Source organism: Serratia proteamaculans (assembly GCF_949794035.1).
In the GTDB taxonomy this organism is placed as follows: domain Bacteria; phylum Pseudomonadota; class Gammaproteobacteria; order Enterobacterales; family Enterobacteriaceae; genus Serratia; species Serratia proteamaculans.
Genome location: NZ_OX461105.1, coordinates 4681607 through 4702254, shown reverse-complemented (window position 1 = coordinate 4702254; position 20648 = coordinate 4681607). Strand labels below are relative to the sequence as shown.

The window sequence follows — 20648 nt, the reverse complement described above, 5'->3', positions numbered from 1 at the left end:
AAGCATAAAACTCAACGCGATATTATCGCGCTGAGTTTTATGAAAAAGTTGTCTTTGAACCCGAGATACCCGGGCCTAGCGCACCGAGGGGCGCTCCGGCGGGCAAGCCGCTATGACCCCTTCGGCACGCTCTCCCTAATAACTGGCTTTGTCAGCCCTTTGAGCGCGATATCAACCGATTTAATCATTAGCCGAGGATGATGTGCGGGTAGAAACGCGACAGATCCTGGGTGATCAGCTCGCGATCTTCGCGCAGGCCGATGCCGCAGGGTTGATCGTCGACCAGCCAACTGCCGATCAGCGTATAGCTGCCTTCGAACTGTGGCAGTGGGTGGAACTGCTGCACGATCATGCCTTCTTCGCCGTATGGGCCGTCAACGCGGGCGACTTCCTGACCGTTCTGCACGATCTGGATATTGGCGCCTTCACGTGAGAACAGCGGCTTGGTGACGTAGTGATCGAGCTGCGGATGATCGTCTTCTGCAAAGTAAGAGGCCAGCAGATTCGGGTGATCCGGGAACATTTCCCACAGCATCGGCAGCAGGGCCTTGTTGGAGATAATGCTTTTCCACGCTGGCTCCAGCCAGCGCACGCCGGCATCTTCCAGCTTGGTGGAAAACATCTCGCGCAGCATGAATTCCCACGGGTATAGCTTGAACAGATTACCGATAACCTGATTTTGCAGATCGGTAAACTGGCCCTTTTCGCCCAGACCAATCTCTTCCATAAACAGGAATTCTGTTGGGACTCCGGCTTCCAGCGCGCAGTCCTGCAGGTATTGCACGGTACCGCGGTCTTCCTCACTGTCCTGGCAACAGGCCAGGTGCAGCAGGCCGAAACCGTGTTGTGCTTTCAGCTCGGCGAAACGCTCGATCAGTTTTTCCTGCAGGCTGTTGTACTGATCGGACTCCGGGCTGAGATTGCCGGCGTTGATCTGGTCTTCCAGCCACAGCCATTGGAAAAAGGCCGCTTCGTACAGCGAGGTCGGGGTATCGGCGTTATTCTCCAGCAGCTTGGGCGGATTGATACCGTCGTAGGCCAGATCAAGACGTGAATACAGTGACGGCTGGCTGGTGCGCCATGAGCTGCGCACGAACTCCCAGGTGTGTTTCGGGATGCGGAACTTGGTCATCAGCGCATCGCTGCTGACCACTTTCTCTACCACCTGCAGGCACATCTGGTGCAATTCGGCGGTAGCGTTTTCAATTTCTTCAATCTGCGCCAGCGTGAATTGGTAATAGGCATCCTCACACCAGTACGGCTCGCCATACATGGTGTGGAAGCGGAAGCCGAATTCGGTGGCTTTTTCGCGCCAGTCCGGGCGCTCGGTAATCGCAACGCGTTTCATGCATTAACCGCCCATGCTGCGTGAGCTGGAGGTTGCGCTGCTGCGCTGCATGCTGGTCTGCTTGGCAACGGATTCGCCAAAGCCGCCGCGGGTGACGGTATTGGTGACGGCCGGTTTAGGTGCCATTGCGGTTTTCGGCACCGTCATGGTGCGGCCACCGGCGGTCGCCGGGCCGTAGCTCTTGCCAGAAGCGTCAACGAACTTGCCGTTAGCCGGGCTGGCAGCGTTTTTAGAGGTGAACAGCGGCTGCTGAGCAAAGCCGGAGCCGCCCATCATGCGGCCCATCATGTAACCTGCCATCAGCGGCATCCACATGCTGCCACTGCTCTGTGACTCAGCGGCCATGCCGGCCTGGGCCGGAGCTGATGCCTGTGTACATTGCGCTTCACCGAACTCGGCGACACAGTCTTCACGGGTGGCATATTTTGGCGCGGTTTTTTCGGCTTCTTTCAGGGCGTTGTTATAGGCGGTGGTGCACTGCTCGCTCATCGAAGGATTGGTGCGCGAACAGTCGTCGGCATTCTGATACATAGAGACCGTTTCATCGCTCTTCTCGCAGCCGGCCAGCATAAAGACTGCGCTGATCGCCAAAGCTACGGGCGCAACGCGGTAGTCGCGCCAGGATTTGCGGAACGTCTCTCGGTTGATGTTTTTTGTCCGTTTCATCGTTATTCATCCCATCAGTCGGGCTGTATTCGCCCATTCCCAGTAATGGCGGTAAGGATAGGGGAAAGATGGTCAAAATTAAAGCTGAAATGCCCACAGAATCCACTCTTTACGCAGCTATACGTTAGGTTGTGCGCCAGTTCGCTTTACCGGCTAAAAAAGCCACGTCATAGTTTCATTTTGGAACATCTAGACGAAAGTAACGTTCCATAATGAAACAAAAAAGTCGAAGAACCTAAAGCGTCTGGCAAGCCCTATAGTCAGTTCATAACAACGCGACGGCACAAGACCGACGCATCTATCACCTGATATCTGAACGTTACCATCGCCAATTTCCCTACAAGGATCCGGTTATGTTGAGAATCATCCAGTCTCCAGGCAAGTACATCCAGGGCGCCAACGCATTGGCCGCCGTGGGCGAATACGCTAAAGCCCTTGCCGACCATTATTTTGTGATTGCCGACGACTTCGTGATGAAGCTGACGGGCGATACCCTGATGGGCAGCCTGCATCAGCACGGGGTGAAGCATCACGCCTGTGTGTTCAACGGCGAATGCTGCCATAAGGAAATCGACCGGCTGGGCCTGGAACTGAAGGCTCATGGTTGCCGCGGTGTGATTGGTGTCGGCGGCGGTAAAACGCTGGACACCGCCAAGGCCATCGCGCATTACCAGCATCTGCCAGTGGTACTGATCCCGACCATTGCGTCTACCGATGCCCCCACCAGTGCGCTGTCGGTGATTTACACCGAACAGGGCGAATTTGCCGAATACCTTATCTACCCGCGCAACCCGGACATGGTGGTGATGGACAGCGCGATTATCGCCAAGGCACCGGTGCGACTGCTGGTGGCGGGGATGGGCGATGCGCTTTCGACCTATTTTGAAGCACAGGCCTGTTTCGATGCTCAGGCGACCAGCATGGCGGGCGGCAAATCGACGCTGGCGGCGCTGAGTCTGGCGCGGTTGTGTTATGAAACGCTGCTGGCGGAGGGCGTGAAGGCCAAGCTGGCGGTTGAGGCCGGGGTGGTGACGGAGGCGGTCGAGCGCATTATCGAGGCCAATACTTATCTGAGCGGCATCGGTTTTGAAAGCAGTGGCCTGGCGGGCGCGCACGCTATCCACAATGGTTTCACCGTACTGGAAGAGTGCCATCACCTGTACCACGGCGAGAAAGTGGCGTTTGGCACGCTGTCACAGCTGGTGCTGCAAAACAGCAGCATGGAACAGATCGAAACGGTGCTGGATTTCTGCCAGCGTCTCGGCTTGCCAATCACGCTGGCGCAAATGGGTGTGAGCGGCGATCCGGCAGCGAAAATCATGGCGGTGGCCGAAGCCAGCTGCGCGGCCGGTGAAACCATCCACAACATGCCGTTCGAGGTCACGCCTGCCAGCGTACAGGCGGCCATTTTGACGGCAGATCGGCTGGGCAGTGCCTGGCTGCAACAACACTCAAGCTGATACCGCAGGGGCGCAGCAGGCTGCGTCCCGTCGGCCAAACGAGGAAATAACCGTGAAAAAACTGATCAATAAAGTTGAGTCGGTACTGGAAGAGCAACTGCTGGGGTTGGCAGAGGCGCACCCAGAGTTGTTGGTGCATCAGGAGCCGGTGTTTGTCACGCGCGCCGATGCGCCGGTCGCGGGCAAGGTGGCGATCCTGTCCGGTGGCGGCAGCGGACACGAGCCGATGCACTGCGGTTTTGTCGGCGAAGGCATGCTGGACGGTGCCTGCCCAGGGGAAATTTTCACCTCGCCCACGCCGGATAAAATGTACGAGTGCGGCCAGGCGATCGACGGCGGTGCCGGGGTGCTGTTGATCATTAAAAACTACACCGGCGACATCTTGAACTTTGAAACCGCGACCGAACTGCTGCACGACAGCGGTACCCAGGTGGCGACGGTGCTGGTGGACGATGATGTGGCGGTGAAAGACAGCCTGTTCACCGCCGGGCGACGCGGGGTGGCCAATACCGTGCTGATGGAGAAACTGCTCGGTGCGGCAACGGCGCGCGGCGACGACCTGGATAGCATTGTGACGCTGGGGCACAGTATCAATAATCACGGGCATTCGATCGGTATTGCACTGGGTGCCTGTACCGTGCCGGCGGCCGGTAAACCTTCGTTCGTGCTGGCGGAAAACGAGATGGAATTCGGCGTCGGCATTCACGGCGAGCCAGGCATTGCGCGACGCCCGTTCACCACCCTTAATGCGGCGGTGGACGACATGTTCCATACCCTGATCGACCATGGTCACTACCAGCGCACTGTCCGCGTCTGGGATCGTCAGCAGGGCGAATGGCGCGATGAAGTACAGACCAAACAGCCGCTGACGCGTGGCGACCGGGTGATCGCACTGGTGAACAACCTGGGGGCGACGCCGCTGTCCGAGCTGTATGGCGTTTACCACCGGCTGGCGGAGCGTTGTGCCGAGGCGGGAATGATCGTTGAGCGTAGCCTGGTGGGCTCTTACTGCACGTCGCTGGACATGCAAGGGGTCTCGATCACGCTGCTGAAAGTGGACGACGAACTGTTGTCCTTGTGGGATGCGCCGGTGAAAACACCTGCGCTGCGTTGGGGCTGCTGAGGAGGAATCATGGCGTTAACCAAACAACAAGTGGTCGACTGGCTGATGCGCTGTGGTGAGGTGTTTACCCAGCAGCGTGATTTTCTAACCCGGCTGGATACCGAGATCGGCGATTCCGACCACGGGCTGAACATGAACCGCGGCTTCAACAAGGTGGTAGAAAAGCTGCCTTCGGTGGCGGACAAAGACATCGGTTTTATTCTGAAGAACACCGGCATGACGCTGCTGTCCAGCGTGGGGGGAGCCAGTGGTCCGCTGTTCGGCACCTTCTTTATCCGTGCCGCACAGTCGGCCAACGCCAAACAGAGCCTGGATCTGGCGGAGCTGCACCAAATGATGCAGGAGGGTGTCGAAGGCGTGGTGATGCGCGGTAAGGCGGAGCCGGGTGATAAAACCATGTGCGATGCCTGGTGGGCGGTAGTGGAAAGCCTCGGCCAGTCGGCTCAGCAGCAGTTAAGCGTGGCAGAGGCCTTGCAGCGCGCCAGTGAGCGGGCGGAGCAGGCGGTTGAAAGCACCATCACCATGCAGGCACGCAAAGGGCGGGCCAGTTACCTGGGTGAACGCAGCATCGGTCATCAGGATCCGGGTGCCACTTCGGTGATGTTGATGATGAAAACGCTGGCAGCGGTCGCCGGCCAATAGCAGGAGGCGAGATGATCAATATCGTTGTAGTTTCACACAGTGCGCTATTGGCGCGCGGGGTTGAAGAGCTGGCGTTGCAGATGATGCGCGGCGACGGCTGTAAACTGGTGCTGGCGGCGGGTGTCGATGATGCGGATCATCCGATAGGCACCGATGCAATCAAAGTGATGGAAGCCATTGAGTCGGTGGCTGACGGTGCGGGCATTGTGGTGTTGATGGATTTGGGCAGTGCGCTGCTGAGTGCCGAAACCGCGATCGATCTGCTGGATCCGTCGTTGGCCGCCAAGGTGAAGCTGTGCTCGGCACCACTGGTCGAGGGGACGCTGGCCGCGGTGGTGGCCGCCAATGCCGGAGCGGGGTTGGAACAGGTGCTGGCCGAGGCTCAGGGCGTGCTGCAGGCCAAACAGGCGCAGTTGGGCGAAGTTGCCACGCCGGTGGCCAAAAGCGTTGAGTTGCCGCTGACACAAGGAAAAAGCGTCAGTTGGACGGTGCAGAACCCGCATGGCCTGCATGCTCGTCCGGCCGCCCGACTGGCGGAAACGCTGGCCCCGTTCGATGCCGAACTGGTGTTGGAAAAGCAGGGCCAGTGCGCCAATCCGCGTAGCCTTAACCAGCTGGCGCTTTTGCTGGTGCGCCACGGCGACACCATCCGGCTGATTGCCGACGGGCCGCAGGCCGATCAGGCGCTGGCGGCGTTTAGCGCGCTGGCAGAGCAGCACTTTGGTGAAACGGTTTCCGAGCAGAGTCTGCCTTCATTACACGGGATTCCGGTGGCTGAAAGCGTGACCAGTGGCCCGGTGTGGCAGGCGATCAGCTTCTGGCCGACGGTGGTCGAGCGTACTATTGGCGCAGACGACGTACTGAACGAACAACAGCGGCTACGCCAGGCATTGCAGCACACGCTGAGTGATTTGAATCGGTTGGCGGAGCGCACCGGCTCGTTGATTGGCAAACCGCAGGCGGCAATCTTCGGTGCTCACAGTATGCTGCTTGACGACCCGGATCTGCAGCAGGCGGCCTATACCCGCATCGCCCGGCAGCAATGCAGTGCCGAGCAGGCCTGGCGGCAGGAGATGGAAGCCATTGCCGGGGAGTATCGCGAACTGGATGATGAATATATGCGGGCGCGTGAGTTGGACGTGCGCGATATGCTGCGCCGCACCCTGAGTCATCTGCAACAGCAGCCGTTGCCGGTGATTACGCTGACCGCGCCGTCCATTCTGGTGATGGACGAACTGATGCCGTCAGACGTGGTGATGCTCGACCGTCGTCTGGTGCTCGGCATCTGCCTGAGCGGTGGCAATGCGCTGTCGCACAGTGCGATCCTGGCGAAAGCGATGGGGATGCCGATGGTGGTGGGCATGAACGACTGTATGAGCAAAACCCGCAACGGCCAGAAAGCGATGCTGGACGCGGCGCGTGGTGTGCTGCAACTCAGCCACTGATTGCACCCTCAGGCGCGCAGCTTAAACTGGCGGATATCAATCTGATACTGTTTGATTTTCCGCCACAGCGTGGTGCGGCCAATGCCCAGCAACTGCGCCATCTCGTTCAACTGTCCGCGGCTGACGTTGGCCGCGCGAATAATCGCCTGGCGTTCCATCTCCGCCAGCGTCAACAGCGGCATGCCCGGTTGCGGTTCACTTTCCAGCAGCGGCTGGTGGCTGAGCAGGTGCTCGGGCAAATCCGCCAGTTGCAGGTGGTGGCCGTGACACATCATCGCGGTGCGCTCCACCACCCCCTTCAGTTCCAGGTCGTTGCCGGGCCACAGATACAGCCCGAGTTGGGCCATCACCTCATCATCCACCCGGAAACGGCACTGAAAATGCTGTTCCAGCGTGCGCAGATGGTGCTTTACCAGCAGCGGAATATCGCTCAGTCGCTGGCGCAGCGAGGGGATCTGGATCTCGAACGCCTGCAGGCTGTAAAACAGCTGGCGGCGAAAACGATTCTGCTGCACCAACAGCGGCAGATCGGCGGCGCTGCTGGCGATCACCCGCACATCGACCGGGATCACCCGGTTGGAATTGAGCCGCATCACCACGCCGGTTTTCAGCACCTGCAACAGCGCCGACTGCATCTCCGCCGGTAAATACTCGATCTGTTCCAGGTACAGCGTACCGCCGTTGGCCAGTTCAAACTTGCTGAGTTGGCCCGCTTCTTCCTCGTTGGCATCGCTGCCCAGCAGCTCACGCAACCCCTGCGCTTCCGGCATCAATTGGCAGTTGAGGGCGATATAAGGCCCGGCGGCGCGGTCGCTGGCGTTGTGGATCGCCTGGCTGAGTAACTCCTTGCCGACACCTTCCTCGCCGCACAGCAGGATCGGGTGCTGGCCCTTCGCGGCTTGCTGGCCATAACGGATCAACCGGCGCATCTCCAGCGAGGCGGAAGGCATCTGTTCAAAACTGTGGCTGACACGGCCCAATTGGCTGCTGACATACTGGCGCAGCCGTTCTAGCGGATGCAGCAGGGCGATAAAACTGCAGCGCTCACCGTCGAAGATCGGCTTGAGGGTTAACAGCGTCGCGATAAACTGCCGCTGACTTTCAAAGGTGACCTCAACGTGCTGCAACGGCTGCCGCTGGGCGATGGCGCGGTTGAGCAGGGCGGGCAGCGTCAGCAACTGGGTCAGCGCTTTGCCCTGGCTTTGTTGCTCATCCAGCTTCAGCAAGGAAGCGGCGCGCTGATTGATGTACTGCAGGTAACCGCGATGGTCCCAGGCCATGACGCCGTCATCCACCCCGTCGAGCAGGCCATAAAGCTGGTTCAGGTGGCGGTTGGATTCTGCCAGCAGGCTGTCGGCGTTCAGGGAGTTGCCGATCTCGCGTGCCAGCGCCAGCGTCAGTGACAGATCGCCAGCGGCGCAGTCGACCAACCGGCAGCCCAGCGCAATCGAACCGCGTTGACGACCGCTGTTGTCGTAGACCGGCGTGGCGCAGAATGACCAGTCGTGCAGCGCCTGGCGCACATGTTCGCTGCCGCGCACCTGCATCGGGTGGCCCTCGGCTACCGCCAGTGACGGCGCGTTGGTGCCGATGTCCCCCTCGGCCCAATAGGCACCGGGGGTAAAACCCAATAGCTGCAGGCATTCGCGCGTTGGGGCATCGCCGCACAGCCACAGCATGCAGCCGCTTTCGTCGAGGATCATCAGCAGGCAGCGGCGCTGTTCCATGTATTCGCAGGCGTCTTCCAGCGCCGCCTGACCGAGCGTTAGCAGGTCATTCTTACGCTGGCAGATGGAATTAAAGGTGGCGCCGAGTGCGCAGTGGGGCGCTTTCCACACCGCGGGCTGCATCAGGCTGCGGCAACGCAACCAGGAAGCATAGATTGCCGGCGCAGGGCGTTGCGCGGGGGGCAGGTCACCTTCGATCAGGCGTTGCCAGCTTGAAGTGTTCTCCATCGGATCCCATCCAGACGAGATAAAGCGATAACCTGGATGATACCACTCCAGGGTGGGGGAAGGGCTGTGAGGCGGCGGGCAGAACCGATGACCCGGCAAAAAAAACGGGGTGCGGCAGAAGCCGTACCCCGTATTCAGCGGCGTAAATCCATCAGTTACGGAATGGGTTACCGCTGTTGCGTGCAGGCTGGCTGGTGGTGGTCGCCGGCGTGGAGGCACGGGTGGCAACCGGAGCAGCAGCAACTGGCGCGGAGGTTTGCGGTGCAGGGGCGTTGCCGTTATAGCCTTCAGCGTAAGCGTCTTGTGCCGTAGTCGCTGGGGCTACCACGTCTTGCGAAGTAGAAATCGGTTTACCCAATGCGCCGTTCAGCAGCAGCAGGTCGTTCTCGTTCAGGGTACCGAGCGCCGACTTGATGTTCAGTTGGTTGATCAGGTAGGTATAACGCGCACTGGAGAGCTGTTGCTTGGCGTTATACAGCGTACTGGTGGCATCCAGCACGTCGACGATGGTGCGGGTACCAACCTGGTAACCGGCCTCGGTCGCATCCAATGAACTCTGGGCAGACACTACCGCTTGTTGATAGGCGTTGATGCTGCTGATCGAGGCATTCACGTTATTGAACGAAGAACGCACGGTCTGCACTACGCTACGGTGGGAGCTTTCCAGTTGCTCACTGGCGCCGACGAAGTTGTACTGCGCCTGCTGCACCTGCGAGTTGGTCTGGCCGCCGCTGTACAGTGGCATATTGAAGCTCAGGCCCACTTTGTTCTGACCAATGTCGCTGTCCGGCGTAATGTTACGTGAACCGCTGTTATTGGTATTGCTAACCGCAGTGGAAGCGCTGAAGTCGACGGTAGGCATATAGCCGGTCTGTGCGGAACGGATCTGCTCACGGGCCAGATCCTGGCTCAGACGAGCGGACAACAGGCTCAGGTTACGGCTTTCGGCTTCTTTCAGCAGGTTATTTACGGCATCCGGGCGTTTGGTGTTGAAACGGTCGGTATTCAACGAGGCCAGTTCCGGATAGAAGGTACCGGTGACCTGGCGTAGTTTTTCCAGCGCGTTATCCAGGTTGTTACGGGCAGTCACTTCGGCCGCCAGCACGGTATCGTAGGACGAACGGGCGTTCTGCACGTCGGTGATCGCTACCAGGCCCACGTTAAAGCGTTGGGTGGTCTGGTCCAGGGTGCGGTAAACCGCTTGCTTGTTCGCCTGGGTATAAGACAGCGTATCAATAGCGCTCAGCACGTTAAAATAGGCGGTAGCGGTATCGAGGATCAACTGCTGCGAAGAGGTCTGGAAAGTCACGTCGGAGATGCCGGCGGTTTTTTCCTGCAGCGTCAGCGCACGCCATTTGGACATGTCGAAGATAGTCTGCGTCAACGCCAGTGAGCCACTGGTGGCATCGCTGTTGCTATTGCGGCTGTCACGGTAGCCATTGGTGTAAGTGTAACCGGCGCTCAAACCCAACTGTGGCAGCAATGGGCTGCGTGCTTCGTTGATTTTTTCGAATGCGGCGTCACGGTCAGCGGCGGTTTTGCGCAGATCCGGGTTACTTTCCCTGGCCTGTTTGTAGACCTGCAGCAGGTTCTCTGCCTGGCTCATTGCACTGAAGCCGCCCAGGCTCAGTCCGATAAGAAGGGGGAGCAGTTTCTTCATTTGCATTCCTTGTTGTGCAGCAATATTGCTATGTTGTTAGCGCTGACGATAGACGAAATAGTTGCCGATTCTAACAGAGTCTGTTGTACGCCTCAGGTGGCTGAATGTGCCATCTTGCGTAACTTTTACCTTTCAGGCCGCCTGTTTACCTTAGTTCAACTGGCTGCGTACGTCACACCTGATATCATGGCTCACAATCTATCATAAAGCCGCGGAAGATTATCCCGCCGTTTCTGTCATCAAAACTGTTTATTTTATCGGCATACTCACGCTGGAGAATTCATTTATGAGCCACTCGCAACCATCGCCCGTTACTCTCGATAAAAATGATGTAGAAATTATTGCACGTGAGACGCTTTATCGTGGTTTTTTTTCACTCAATTTATATCGTTTCCGCCACCGCTTGTTCAACGGTGAGATGAGTCCCGAAATTAAACGCGAAATTTTCGAGCGCGGGCACGCCGCGGTGTTACTTCCCTATGACCCGGTGCGTGACGAGGTGGTGCTGATTGAACAACTGCGGATCGCTGCGGTCGATACCAGTAGGTCACCCTGGCTGCTGGAAATGGTGGCGGGCATGATCGAAACCGGCGAGAGTGTTGAAGACGTGTGCCGCCGTGAAGCGCAGGAAGAGGCCGGCGTCGTGGTCGGACGTTGCAAGCCGGTGTTGAGCTACCTGGCCAGCCCTGGCGGTACCAGCGAGCGCTTGTCAATTATGGTGGGCGAAGTGGACGCGACTACGGCGGAAGGCATCCATGGACTGGAAGAAGAACATGAAGATATCCGGGTCCATGTGGTCAGCCGCGAACAGGCTTACCGTTGGGTTGAAGAGGGTGCGATTGATAACGCGGCATCAGTGATTGCATTGCAGTGGCTGGCGTTGCACCATGAATCGTTAAGAAAAGAGTGGGCCAATTAATGAAACAGCGCTATACCCCTGATTTCCCGGAAATGATGAGATTGTGCGAAACCAACTTCGCGCAATTGCGCCGCTTGCTGCCGCGCAATGATGAAGTGGGTGAAACGGTGACTTATCAGGTGAACGGCGCCAGTTATCGTCTGACCATTATTGAATCCACCCGCTATACCTCGCTGGTGCAGATCGAACAGACCGTCCCGGCAGTCAGCTACTGGAGCCTGCCTGCGATGACGGTGCGGCTGTATCATGACGCGATGGTTGCGGAAGTGTGTTCAAGTCAGCAGATCTATCGCTTTAAAGCACGTTATGATTATCCCAACAAAAAGTTGCATCAACGCGACGAAAAGCATCAAATTAACCAGTTTCTTGCTGATTGGTTGCGCTACTGTTTGGCGCATGGAGCAATGGCGGTTCCGGTTTGTTAAACAGACTGAGATAACAAAGGACACCATTTGGAAAGCCTGTTTAAACCGACCGTGGCAAGTGGGGCCAGGGTCAGGATCCTGCAAATAACAGATACCCACCTTTTTGCCGGCGAAAATGAGACTTTGCTTGGCATCAATACCTATCGCAGCTATCACGCGGTGTTGGACGCTATCCTGGCGCAGCAGCGTGATTTTGATCTGGTCGTCGCCACCGGTGATTTGGCACAGGATCATTCATTGGCTGCCTACCGGCATTTTGCCGAAGGTATTGCACGGCTGCCGGCGCCTTGCGTTTGGCTGCCGGGCAACCATGATTTTCAGCCGGCGATGGTCGATGCACTGGCCGACGCCGGAATTGCCCCGTCAAAACAGGTGCTGGTGGGCGATCACTGGCAGGTGCTGTTGCTGGACAGCCAGGTCTTCGGCGTGCCGCACGGTGAGCTGAGCGAATATCAGCTCGAGTGGATGGAGCGCTGCCTGCAAGCATATCCCGATCGCTATACCCTAATGCTGCTGCACCATCATCCGCTGCCGTCCGGCTGCACCTGGCTCGATCAACACAGCCTGCGCAACCCGCATACGCTGGGCGCGGTGCTGTTGCGCTACCCGAAAGTGAATACCCTGCTGTGCGGGCATATTCACCAGGAGCTGGATCTGGAGTGGCAGGGCCGACGCCTGCTGGCATCGCCGTCCACCTGCGTGCAGTTCAAACCGCATTGCACCAATTTCACTATCGACGAGGTTTCACCCGGCTGGCGCTATCTTGATTTGCTGCCGGACGGCCGCGTCGAGACGCAGGTTTTCCGCCTGGAAAACGACGATTTCCGCCCCGACATGGATTCGGATGGGTATTGATGCCTTCTACACTGCTCTACCTGCACGGTTTTAACAGCTCGCCGTTCTCGGCCAAGGCAACGTCTTTCAAAGCGTGGCTGGCCGAACATCATCCGCATATCGAAGTCCTGGTGCCTCAACTGCCGGTGTTCCCGGCGGAGGCGGCCGAAATGATCGAGAACATGGTGATGGAGCGAGCCGGGCAGACGATAGGCGTGGTCGGCTCCTCACTGGGCGGGTACTACGCAACCTGGCTTTCGCAGTGTTTTTCACTGCCGGCGGTAGTGGTTAACCCTGCTGTGAAGCCGTTTGAACTGCTGATTGACTACCTTGGCAAAAACGAGAACCCCTACACCGGCCAGCAATATGTGTTAGAGTCTCGTCACGTTTACGATCTGAAAACGATGCAGATCGATCCCTTGGAGTCACCGGATTTAATCTGGTTGCTGCAACAAACGGGCGATGAAATTCTCGATTATGGGCAAGCGGTCGCCTATTACACCGCATGCCGACAGACGGTGGAGTCGGGTGGAAACCACGCCTTCGTCGGTTTCGAGCATTACTTCCCCCAGATTGTGGATTTTTTAGGGCTAAACGCTGTCTGAATTAGCGATTTATACCCTATGGCTTTCAAGTCGCAGCTAGGCGCCCAGTTCGCTTATCCCCAGGCGCTTACTCTGGTAAGTTACTGGGGTGAGCGAACGCAGGTAACAACGCTGCGGCTTGAAAGACGACGGGTATAGGCACCTTCCTACTAACCACGAAAAACTCAACGATGACTCAATCCAGCTATAACGCTGATGCCATTGAAGTACTCAGCGGTCTAGAACCAGTGCGCCGTCGTCCCGGCATGTATACCGACACGACGCGCCCCAATCACCTCGGCCAAGAGGTGATAGATAACAGCGTCGATGAAGCGTTGGCCGGTCACGCCAAGCGCATCGACGTGATCCTGCACGCCGATCAGTCACTGGAAGTGATCGATGACGGCCGTGGTATGCCGGTGGATATCCACCCTGAAGAAGGCGTACCTGCGGTTGAGTTGATCATGTGTCGTCTGCACGCGGGCGGTAAATTCTCCAATAAAAACTACCAGTTCTCCGGCGGCCTGCACGGCGTGGGGATTTCGGTGGTTAACGCCCTGTCGACCCGGGTAGAAGTCAACGTCAAGCGCGACGGCAACGTCTACAGCATTGCCTTTGAAAACGGCGACAAGGTGCAGGAACTGGCGGTGACCGGCAGTTGCGGCAAACGCAATACCGGCACCAGCATCCATTTCTGGCCTGACGAGAAGTTCTTCGACAGCCCGCGTTTCTCGGTCTCGCGTCTTAGCCACCTGCTGAAAGCCAAAGCGGTACTGTGTCCTGGGGTAGAAATCTACTTCATCGACAAGCTGAACAACACCGAGCAACGCTGGTGCTATCAGGACGGCCTGACCGATTACCTGATGGAAGCGGTAAATGGCCTGATCACCCTGCCGGAAGCGGCGTTTGTCGGCAACTTTGCCGGCGATACCGAGGCGGTAGATTGGGCACTGCTGTGGCTGCCGGAAGGCGGTGAACTGCTGACCGAAAGCTACGTCAACCTGATCCCGACCATGCAGGGCGGCACCCACGTTAACGGCCTGCGTCAGGGCTTGCTGGACGCCATGCGCGAGTTCTGTGAATTCCGCAATATCCTGCCGCGTGGCGTGAAGCTGTCCGCGGAAGATATCTGGGACCGTTGCGCCTACGTGCTGTCGGTGAAGATGCAGGATCCGCAGTTCGCCGGGCAGACCAAAGAGCGTCTGTCGTCACGTCAGTGTGCGGCCTTTGTTTCCGGCGTGGTGAAAGACGCCTTCAGCCTGTGGCTGAACCAGAACATTCAGGCGGCGGAACAGCTGGCCGAGCTGGCTATTTCCAGCGCCCAGCGCCGTCTGCGTGCCGCCAAAAAAGTGGTGCGCAAGAAGCTGACCAGCGGTCCGGCACTGCCGGGTAAACTGGCCGACTGTACGTCGCAGGATCTGAACATGACCGAACTGTTCCTGGTGGAAGGGGACTCGGCGGGCGGTTCAGCCAAACAGGCACGCGATCGTGAATATCAGGCGATCATGCCGCTGAAAGGCAAAATCCTGAATACCTGGGAAGTCTCCTCGGATGAAGTACTGGCCTCGCAGGAAGTGCACGACATCTCGGTGGCGATCGGTATTGATCCGGACAGCGAAGATCTCAGCCAACTGCGTTACGGTAAAATCTGTATCCTGGCGGATGCGGACTCCGACGGCCTGCACATTGCCACGCTGTTGTGCGCGCTGTTTGTACGCCATTTCCGTTCGTTGGTGAAGGGCGGTCACGTGTATGTGGCGATGCCGCCTCTGTACCGTATCGACCTCGGCAAAGAGGTGTTCTACGCGCTGGATGAAGAAGAAAAGGCCGGCGTGCTGGAACAGTTGAAACGCAAAAAGGGCAAGCCAAACGTTCAGCGCTTTAAAGGGCTGGGTGAGATGAACCCGCCGCAATTGCGTGAGACTACCCTGGATCCGAACACCCGCCGTCTGGTGCAGTTGACGGTGAGCGACGAGGACGTGGATCAGACGTTGGCGATGATGGACATGTTGCTGGCCAAGAAGCGTTCCGAAGACCGCCGCAACTGGCTGCAGGACAAAGGCGATATGGCCGAGCTGTCTGCCTGACCGACAGGCCCGGCTCCCCGCCGGGCTTTCTTCCCGCAGGCGCTGCATGCGGCGCCCGATGACTCTGGGCGGAATGCATGAAAATCACCCTCGAAGAATTACTGGCGTTTACCACCGTCGTTGACAGCGGCTCTATCACGGCCGCCGCCGAACAGCTCGGTCAGACCACCTCCGGTATCAGCCGCGCGCTCAGTCGGCTGGAAAAAAAACTCGATACAACTTTAATGCGCCGCACCACGCGTCGGCTGGAGCTGACCGAAGAAGGCCAAAACTTCCTCAGTCATGCGCGCGAAATTATCCGCTCGGTGGAGAACGCCGAAGAACAGATGGCGTTGCGCAGGCTGATCCCGGCCGGCAAGCTGCGGGTCAACGCCGCCGCCCCCTTTATGGAACACGTGATTGTGCCGTTGGTGGCTGGCTTTCGCCAAAGTTATCCGCAAATTGAGCTGGAACTGAATACCGACAACCTGATTATCGACCTGCTGGAGAAACGCACCGATATTGCCATTCGCATCGGTGCGCTGCGGGATTCGACCATTCATGCGCGCCTGTTGGGTGCCAGCCGCTTACGTGTTCTCGCCAGTCCGGATTACCTCGCACGTAACGGCACTCCCACCAGCGTCGAAGCGCTGCGAGAGCACTGCCTGCTCGGCTTCACTCAGCCGGAATCACTCAATCTGTGGCCGTTGCGTTATCAGCAGGCGCAGCATTTTGCCATCACGCCGACAATATCGGCCTCCAGCGGTGAAACGTTGCGGCAGTTGGCGTTGCGTGGCGAAGGGATCGTGCAGTTGGCTGATTTTATGACGCGTGACGATCAACGCAGCGGGCGGCTGGTACCGTTGCTGGAGCAGGAGACGTTAGATGTGCGCCAGCCGATTAATGCGGTGTATTACCGCAATACCCAACTGGCAGCGCGTATTACCTGTTTTCTCGACTACGTCAGTGCGCATATTGATGCGCAGACGCTGTAGGGGCCATAGGGCGGCCCCTCAGGGGATTACAGTGCGTTACCCAGTACGTGAATGGTCACGCCCAGCACGCTGTCTTTGATGGTGTCACGATGCTGGTGCATGTGAGCGATATCCAGGTGTTTTTCCAGGTGCGCCTGGCTGGCCCATTTCTCCAGCATAAACACCGAGTCCGGCGACAGTTTCTGCCATGGCGCCTGGGTGTGACTGTCGATCATTGGCGTATATTCACTACAGCCGTCTTCTGCCAGCACCAGCGGGATCAGTTTCTCAATCGCCTTCAGGACCGTTTCACGGTGGCCCGGTTTGGTTTTGATTTCTGCAATTACGGTGATCATCACTACCTCATTGATTGACGTGCACAGTGCCAGTTAAGCAAAAATTTCGGCCAGATGCTCGCGATAACGTGCGATGTCGCTGTCGATATCCGGTTGTTTAATCACGTCATTACAGATAAAGGTCGGCAGCGCTTCCATACCCAGGAACTGATTGGCCTTGTGGAAGTGCAGATAGACACCGTCAACCCCGACGCCGTGGAAGAACTGTTCCGGGTCGGTAAAGGCTTCCAGCGGGGCGTTCCAGGTCAGGCTCAGCATGTACTTCTTGCCCTGGATCAGGCCGCCGGAACCGTATTTTTTGCTGGCGTCGGAGCGGGTGCGACCATCGCTGGCATATAGGCTGCCGTGCCCGGCGGTGAACACTTCATCGATGTATTTTTTCAGGATCCACGGCTCACCCATCCACCAGCCGGGCATCTGATAGACCACCACGTCGGCCCACAGGTATTTTTGCACTTCGGCTTCGATATCGTAGCCGTCGTCGACCACGGTGACTTGTACCTGGTGCTGCACATCGCGCAGATAGGTTTCCGCCACGTCGCTCATCGTTTGGTTGAGTTCGCCGTTAGAATGACCGAACTGTTTTTTAGCATTGATAATCAGGATATTGCTCATCTTTCACGGCACCTGTCAGAGTTAAAGTCTATGATGCCCTCCGCGCCAGGGTGCGGAAAACATTTCGCTGACAGAGAGTGTAATGCTTAGCAATGTAAGTAAAAATGGGATCCAGCGCACAACAGTGTTGACTGTGAGTCAATAAATGCGCCGTGGAATAGCGAAATTTTGCATAAAATCGGCAGATGAACCGGCCACGCCGGATGATTGCTGCGCCATCTGTGACAGCCACCCCGCTGATGAGTTACTATCGCGGACAGAATCAACCCTTTGTCGTCCAGGGATTGCCAAGCCACGGTCTGAGGATAATTGAGTAATGAGTGATCTGACTCATGACGGTGTAGAGCGTTTACCGCTGCACACATTCACTGAAAACGCCTATCTGAACTATTCCATGTACGTCATCATGGATCGGGCGTTGCCGTACATTGGTGACGGTTTGAAGCCGGTACAACGCCGCATCATCTACGCCATGTCTGAGCTGGGGCTGAGCAACAGCGCCAAATTCAAAAAATCCGCCCGTACCGTGGGTGATGTGCTGGGTAAATACCATCCGCACGGCGACAGTGCCTGCTATGAAGCTATGGTGTTGATGGCGCAGCCATTCTCTTATCGCTATCCACTGGTAGACGGCCAGGGGAACTGGGGGGCGCCGGATGATCCTAAATCCTTCGCCGCGATGCGTTATACCGAATCCCGCCTGTCCAAATACGCGGAGGTGCTGCTGGCCGAGCTGGGTCAGGGGACCGTTGACTGGGTGCCAAACTTTGACGGCACCATGCAGGAGCCGAAGATGTTGCCGGCCCGCCTGCCCAACATCCTGCTGAATGGCACCACCGGCATTGCCGTGGGTATGGCGACCGATATTCCGCCACACAACGTGCGTGAAGTGGCCGCCGCCGTGGTGGCGTTGATCGACAAGCCAGGCGCTTCGCTGGAAGAGTTGCTCGAGTTCGTACAGGGCCCGGACTACCCGACCGAAGCCGAGATCATTACCCCGCGTGAAGAAATCCGCAAAATTTATCAGAACGGCCGTGGTTCGGTACGTATGCGCGCCGTCTGGAATAAAGAAGACGGCAGCGCGGTGATCACCGCCTTGCCGCACCAGGTTTCCGGCGCCAAGGTGCTGGAGCAGATTGCCAGCCAGATGCGCGCTAAAAAGCTGCCGATGGTCGAAGATCTGCGTGATGAATCCGATCACGAGAACCCTACGCGGCTGGTGATTGTGCCACGCTCCAACCGTATCGATCTGGATCAGGTGATGAATCACCTGTTTGCCACTACCGATCTGGAACGCAGCTACCGCATCAACATGAACATGATCGGTCTGGACAACCGCCCGCAGGTCAAAGGGCTGGTGGAAATCCTCACCGAGTGGCTGGCATTCCGTCGCGATACGGTACGCCGTCGCCTGAACTACCGTCTGGAAAAAGTACTGAAACGCCTGCATATCCTGGAAGGTTTGCTGGTGGCGTTCCTCAATATCGATGAAGTGATCCACATCATCCGTAGCGAGGACGAGCCCAAGCCGGTGCTGATGCAGCGTTTTGGCATTTCCGATACCCAGGCCGAAGCGATCCTCGAGCTGAAACTGCGCCATTTGGCGAAGCTGGAAGAATTCAAGATCCGCGGCGAGCAGGATGAGTTAGCCAAGGAGCGCGATCAACTGCAGGCGCTGCTGGCCTCTGAGCGCAAGCTGAACACCCTGATCAAGAAAGAGATCCAGGCCGATGCGCAGGCTTATGGCGACGATCGCCGCTCGCCGATTACCGAGCGTGCAGAAGCCAAGGCGATGAGCGAGCACGACTTTGTGCCGTCGGAGCCGGTGACCATCGTATTGTCTGAAATGGGCTGGGTGCGTAGCGCCAAGGGCCACGATATCGATCCAAGCGGCCTGAGCTACAAGGCCGGTGACAGCTACCGCAGTGCGGCACGTGGCAAGACTAACCAGCCGGTGGTGTTTATCGACTCCACCGGGCGCAGCTACGCACTGGATCCCCTGACGCTGCCTTCGGCGCGTGGGCAGGGCGAGCCGTTGACCGGCAAGCTGACGCCACCGCCGGGTGCAACCATTGAGCAAGTGCTGATGGCCGCAGACGACCAGAAATTGCTGATGGCTTCTGACGCCGGTTACGGCTTCGTCTGTACCTTCAACGATCTGGTGGCGCGTAACCGTGCCGGCAAGGCGATGATTACTCTGCCGGATAACGCCAAAGCGCTGGCACCGATGGAAATCCACGGCGACGATGACATGCTGCTGTCGATCACTGCCGCCGGGCGCATGCTGTTCTTCCCGGTTGCCGACCTGCCGCAGTTGTCGAAGGGCAAGGGTAACAAGATTGTTTCTATCCCGTCGGCCCAGGCCGCATCCGGTGAAGACAAACTGACATGGCTGTTCGTGCTGCCGCCGCAAACCTCTGTGACCCTGCACGTGGGTAAACGCAAGCTGACGCTGCGTCCGGAAGATTTGCAGAAATTCCGTGCGGAACGTGGCCGTAAAGGTACCTCACTGCCACGAGGCCTGCAGCGAATCGACCGCGTAGAGGTCGATGCTCCGGCGCGTGCGCCTACCGGCGACAGCGAAGAGTAAGCCTGTAACGGCAGGATAACCCCTCGGGCGCAGCATGCTGCGCCCGCTTTATTTCCCGCCGGCGGCAATTATTTTCAAATAGTTAACATTTCCCGGCATAAAATTATTGTGCGTTTCGTCGGCTGGCGGGAAAATAGCAAAAAAAGGCAGGGCAGGTTTTCGAACCCTGCAATCAAAGAATGAGTAAAGGGATCTGCGCAGCGTTTCAGGCTGCGCCGGCAGTGTGCTAATGAGGTTGTTATGTTATTAATTTTACGTGCCGTGCTCGCCACCCTGTATTGTCTGCTGGTGTGCATTTTCGGTTCTATTTACTGTTTATTTTTCCGTCCCCGAGATCCCCGCCATGTGGCGACGTTCGGTCATTTGTTTGGCCGTCTGTCCGGGCTATTTGGTCTGAAAGTGGAAGTCCGCGTGCCGGCCGATGCGGCCAAAAACGGCAACTGCATTTATATTGCCAACCACCAGAATAACTACGATATGGTAACGGCCGCCAAAGCGGTACAACCGCGTACCGTGACCGTGGGTAAAAAAAGCCTGCTGTGGGTCCCGTTCTTCGGCCCACTGTATTGGGTGACCGGTAACTTGCTGATTGACCGTGATAACCGCGCCAAAGCGCACGGCACCATTGCTCAGGTGGCCGAACAGTTTAAAAAACGTGATATTTCGGTCTGGATGTTCCCTGAAGGCACCCGCAGCCGCGGACGTGGGTTGATGCCGTTTAAAACCGGTGCATTCCACGCGGCTATCGCTGCCGGGGTGCCGATTGTGCCAATCTGCGTTTCCACCACCAGCGGTAAAATTAATCTTAACCGTTGGAATAACGGTCATGCGATCGTCGAGGTGATGGAGCCGATCGATATCAGCAATTACAGTAGAGAAAATGTGCGTGAGCTGGCGGCCCATTGCCATGAGCTGATGCTGGCGAAAATTGCCGAGCTGGACGCGGAAGTTGCCCAGCGCAATGCGGCCGGAAAATAATATCCCTA

18 protein-coding genes are annotated in these 20648 nt (G+C 57.7%); 12 read left to right on the top strand and 6 right to left on the bottom strand.

The window, feature by feature from the left end; translation table 11 throughout:
• Window positions 1-187: 187 nt before the first annotated feature.
• Both QOT07_RS21825 and QOT07_RS21820 read right to left on the bottom strand, forming a co-directional pair.
• Window positions 188-1348: a glutathionylspermidine synthase family protein gene (locus QOT07_RS21825; protein ID WP_099063267.1), complete on the bottom strand. Its 1161-nt coding sequence runs from the start codon at window positions 1346-1348 to the stop codon at window positions 188-190.
• A gap of 3 nt (window positions 1349-1351) precedes the next feature.
• A complete protein-coding gene (locus tag QOT07_RS21820) occupies window positions 1352-2014 on the bottom strand; it encodes a DUF1190 family protein (protein ID WP_099063268.1) in 663 nt (220 codons plus the stop codon).
• 353 nt (window positions 2015-2367) lie between these two features.
• Between QOT07_RS21820 and QOT07_RS21815 the strand changes: the two genes are divergently transcribed.
• Genes QOT07_RS21815 through dhaM form a run of 4 tightly spaced genes read left to right on the top strand, consistent with a single transcriptional unit; the run spans window position 2368 to window position 6684 of the window.
• Window positions 2368-3474 (top strand): glycerol dehydrogenase, encoded by a 1107-nt coding sequence (locus QOT07_RS21815; RefSeq protein ID WP_099063269.1) that lies wholly within the window; start codon window positions 2368-2370, stop codon window positions 3472-3474.
• A 52-nt stretch (window positions 3475-3526) separates the two neighbouring features.
• The gene (gene dhaK, locus QOT07_RS21810) at window positions 3527-4597 is read left to right on the top strand and encodes a dihydroxyacetone kinase subunit DhaK (protein ID WP_099063270.1); all 1071 of its coding nucleotides are present in this window, start codon (window positions 3527-3529) and stop codon (window positions 4595-4597) included.
• Window positions 4598-4606: 9 nt separating this feature from the next.
• On the top strand, window positions 4607-5239 hold the full coding sequence (dhaL, locus tag QOT07_RS21805) for a dihydroxyacetone kinase subunit DhaL (protein ID WP_085119270.1): 633 nt from the start codon (window positions 4607-4609) through the stop codon (window positions 5237-5239).
• 11 nt (window positions 5240-5250) lie between these two features.
• Window positions 5251-6684 (top strand): dihydroxyacetone kinase phosphoryl donor subunit DhaM, encoded by a 1434-nt coding sequence (gene dhaM, locus QOT07_RS21800; protein WP_283603917.1) that lies wholly within the window; start codon window positions 5251-5253, stop codon window positions 6682-6684.
• An 8-nt stretch (window positions 6685-6692) separates the two neighbouring features.
• On the opposite strand, the gene dhaR is transcribed toward dhaM, so the two are convergent.
• Both dhaR and tolC read right to left on the bottom strand, forming a co-directional pair.
• Window positions 6693-8639, bottom strand: a complete 1947-nt coding sequence (gene dhaR / locus QOT07_RS21795) for a dihydroxyacetone kinase operon transcriptional regulator DhaR (RefSeq protein ID WP_283603916.1) — start codon at window positions 8637-8639, stop codon at window positions 6693-6695.
• Window positions 8640-8790: 151 nt separating this feature from the next.
• A complete protein-coding gene (tolC, locus tag QOT07_RS21790) occupies window positions 8791-10299 on the bottom strand; it encodes an outer membrane channel protein TolC (RefSeq protein ID WP_283603915.1) in 1509 nt (502 codons plus the stop codon).
• 286 nt (window positions 10300-10585) lie between these two features.
• Between tolC and nudF the strand changes: the two genes are divergently transcribed.
• The 6 genes from nudF to QOT07_RS21760 all read left to right on the top strand — a co-directional run bounded on the left by nudF (window position 10586) and on the right by QOT07_RS21760 (window position 16122).
• Window positions 10586-11218, top strand: coding sequence for an ADP-ribose diphosphatase (gene nudF / locus QOT07_RS21785; protein WP_099063274.1), 633 nt, complete (start codon window positions 10586-10588; stop codon window positions 11216-11218).
• Entirely contained in the window at window positions 11218-11643 is a 426-nt protein-coding gene (locus tag QOT07_RS21780; protein WP_129938872.1) for a DUF1249 family protein, read from the top strand. Before nudF ends, QOT07_RS21780 begins: the two co-directional genes overlap by 1 nt.
• Window positions 11644-11670: 27 nt before the next feature.
• Complete coding sequence (cpdA, locus tag QOT07_RS21775) at window positions 11671-12498, top strand: 3',5'-cyclic-AMP phosphodiesterase (protein WP_085119261.1); 828 nt, start codon at window positions 11671-11673, stop codon at window positions 12496-12498.
• Window positions 12498-13082: an esterase YqiA gene (yqiA, locus tag QOT07_RS21770; protein ID WP_099063276.1), complete on the top strand. Its 585-nt coding sequence runs from the start codon at window positions 12498-12500 to the stop codon at window positions 13080-13082. Before cpdA ends, yqiA begins: the two co-directional genes overlap by 1 nt.
• Before the next feature lie 170 nt (window positions 13083-13252).
• Window positions 13253-15148 carry a DNA topoisomerase IV subunit B gene (parE, locus tag QOT07_RS21765; protein WP_099063277.1) on the top strand — a complete coding sequence of 632 codons (1896 nt, stop codon included), beginning with the start codon at window positions 13253-13255 and terminating at the stop codon, window positions 15146-15148.
• A gap of 77 nt (window positions 15149-15225) precedes the next feature.
• The gene (locus QOT07_RS21760; RefSeq protein ID WP_207977424.1) at window positions 15226-16122 is read left to right on the top strand and encodes a LysR substrate-binding domain-containing protein; all 897 of its coding nucleotides are present in this window, start codon (window positions 15226-15228) and stop codon (window positions 16120-16122) included.
• Window positions 16123-16148: 26 nt separating this feature from the next.
• Here the strand turns inward: QOT07_RS21760 and QOT07_RS21755 are convergent, their stop codons facing one another.
• Both QOT07_RS21755 and QOT07_RS21750 read right to left on the bottom strand, forming a co-directional pair.
• On the bottom strand, window positions 16149-16457 hold the full coding sequence (locus tag QOT07_RS21755) for a putative quinol monooxygenase (RefSeq protein WP_099063399.1): 309 nt from the start codon (window positions 16455-16457) through the stop codon (window positions 16149-16151).
• Window positions 16458-16490: 33 nt separating this feature from the next.
• Entirely contained in the window at window positions 16491-17072 is a 582-nt protein-coding gene (locus QOT07_RS21750) for an NAD(P)H-dependent oxidoreductase (RefSeq protein ID WP_261257658.1), read from the bottom strand.
• Between the two features lie 316 nt (window positions 17073-17388).
• On the opposite strand from QOT07_RS21750, the gene parC reads away from it, so the two are divergent.
• Window positions 17389-19662, top strand: a complete 2274-nt coding sequence (gene parC, locus QOT07_RS21745) for a DNA topoisomerase IV subunit A (RefSeq protein ID WP_283603914.1) — start codon at window positions 17389-17391, stop codon at window positions 19660-19662.
• Window positions 19663-19902: 240 nt separating this feature from the next.
• A complete protein-coding gene (locus QOT07_RS21740) occupies window positions 19903-20640 on the top strand; it encodes a 1-acylglycerol-3-phosphate O-acyltransferase (RefSeq protein WP_085119250.1) in 738 nt (245 codons plus the stop codon).
• Window positions 20641-20648: the final 8 nt, after the last annotated feature.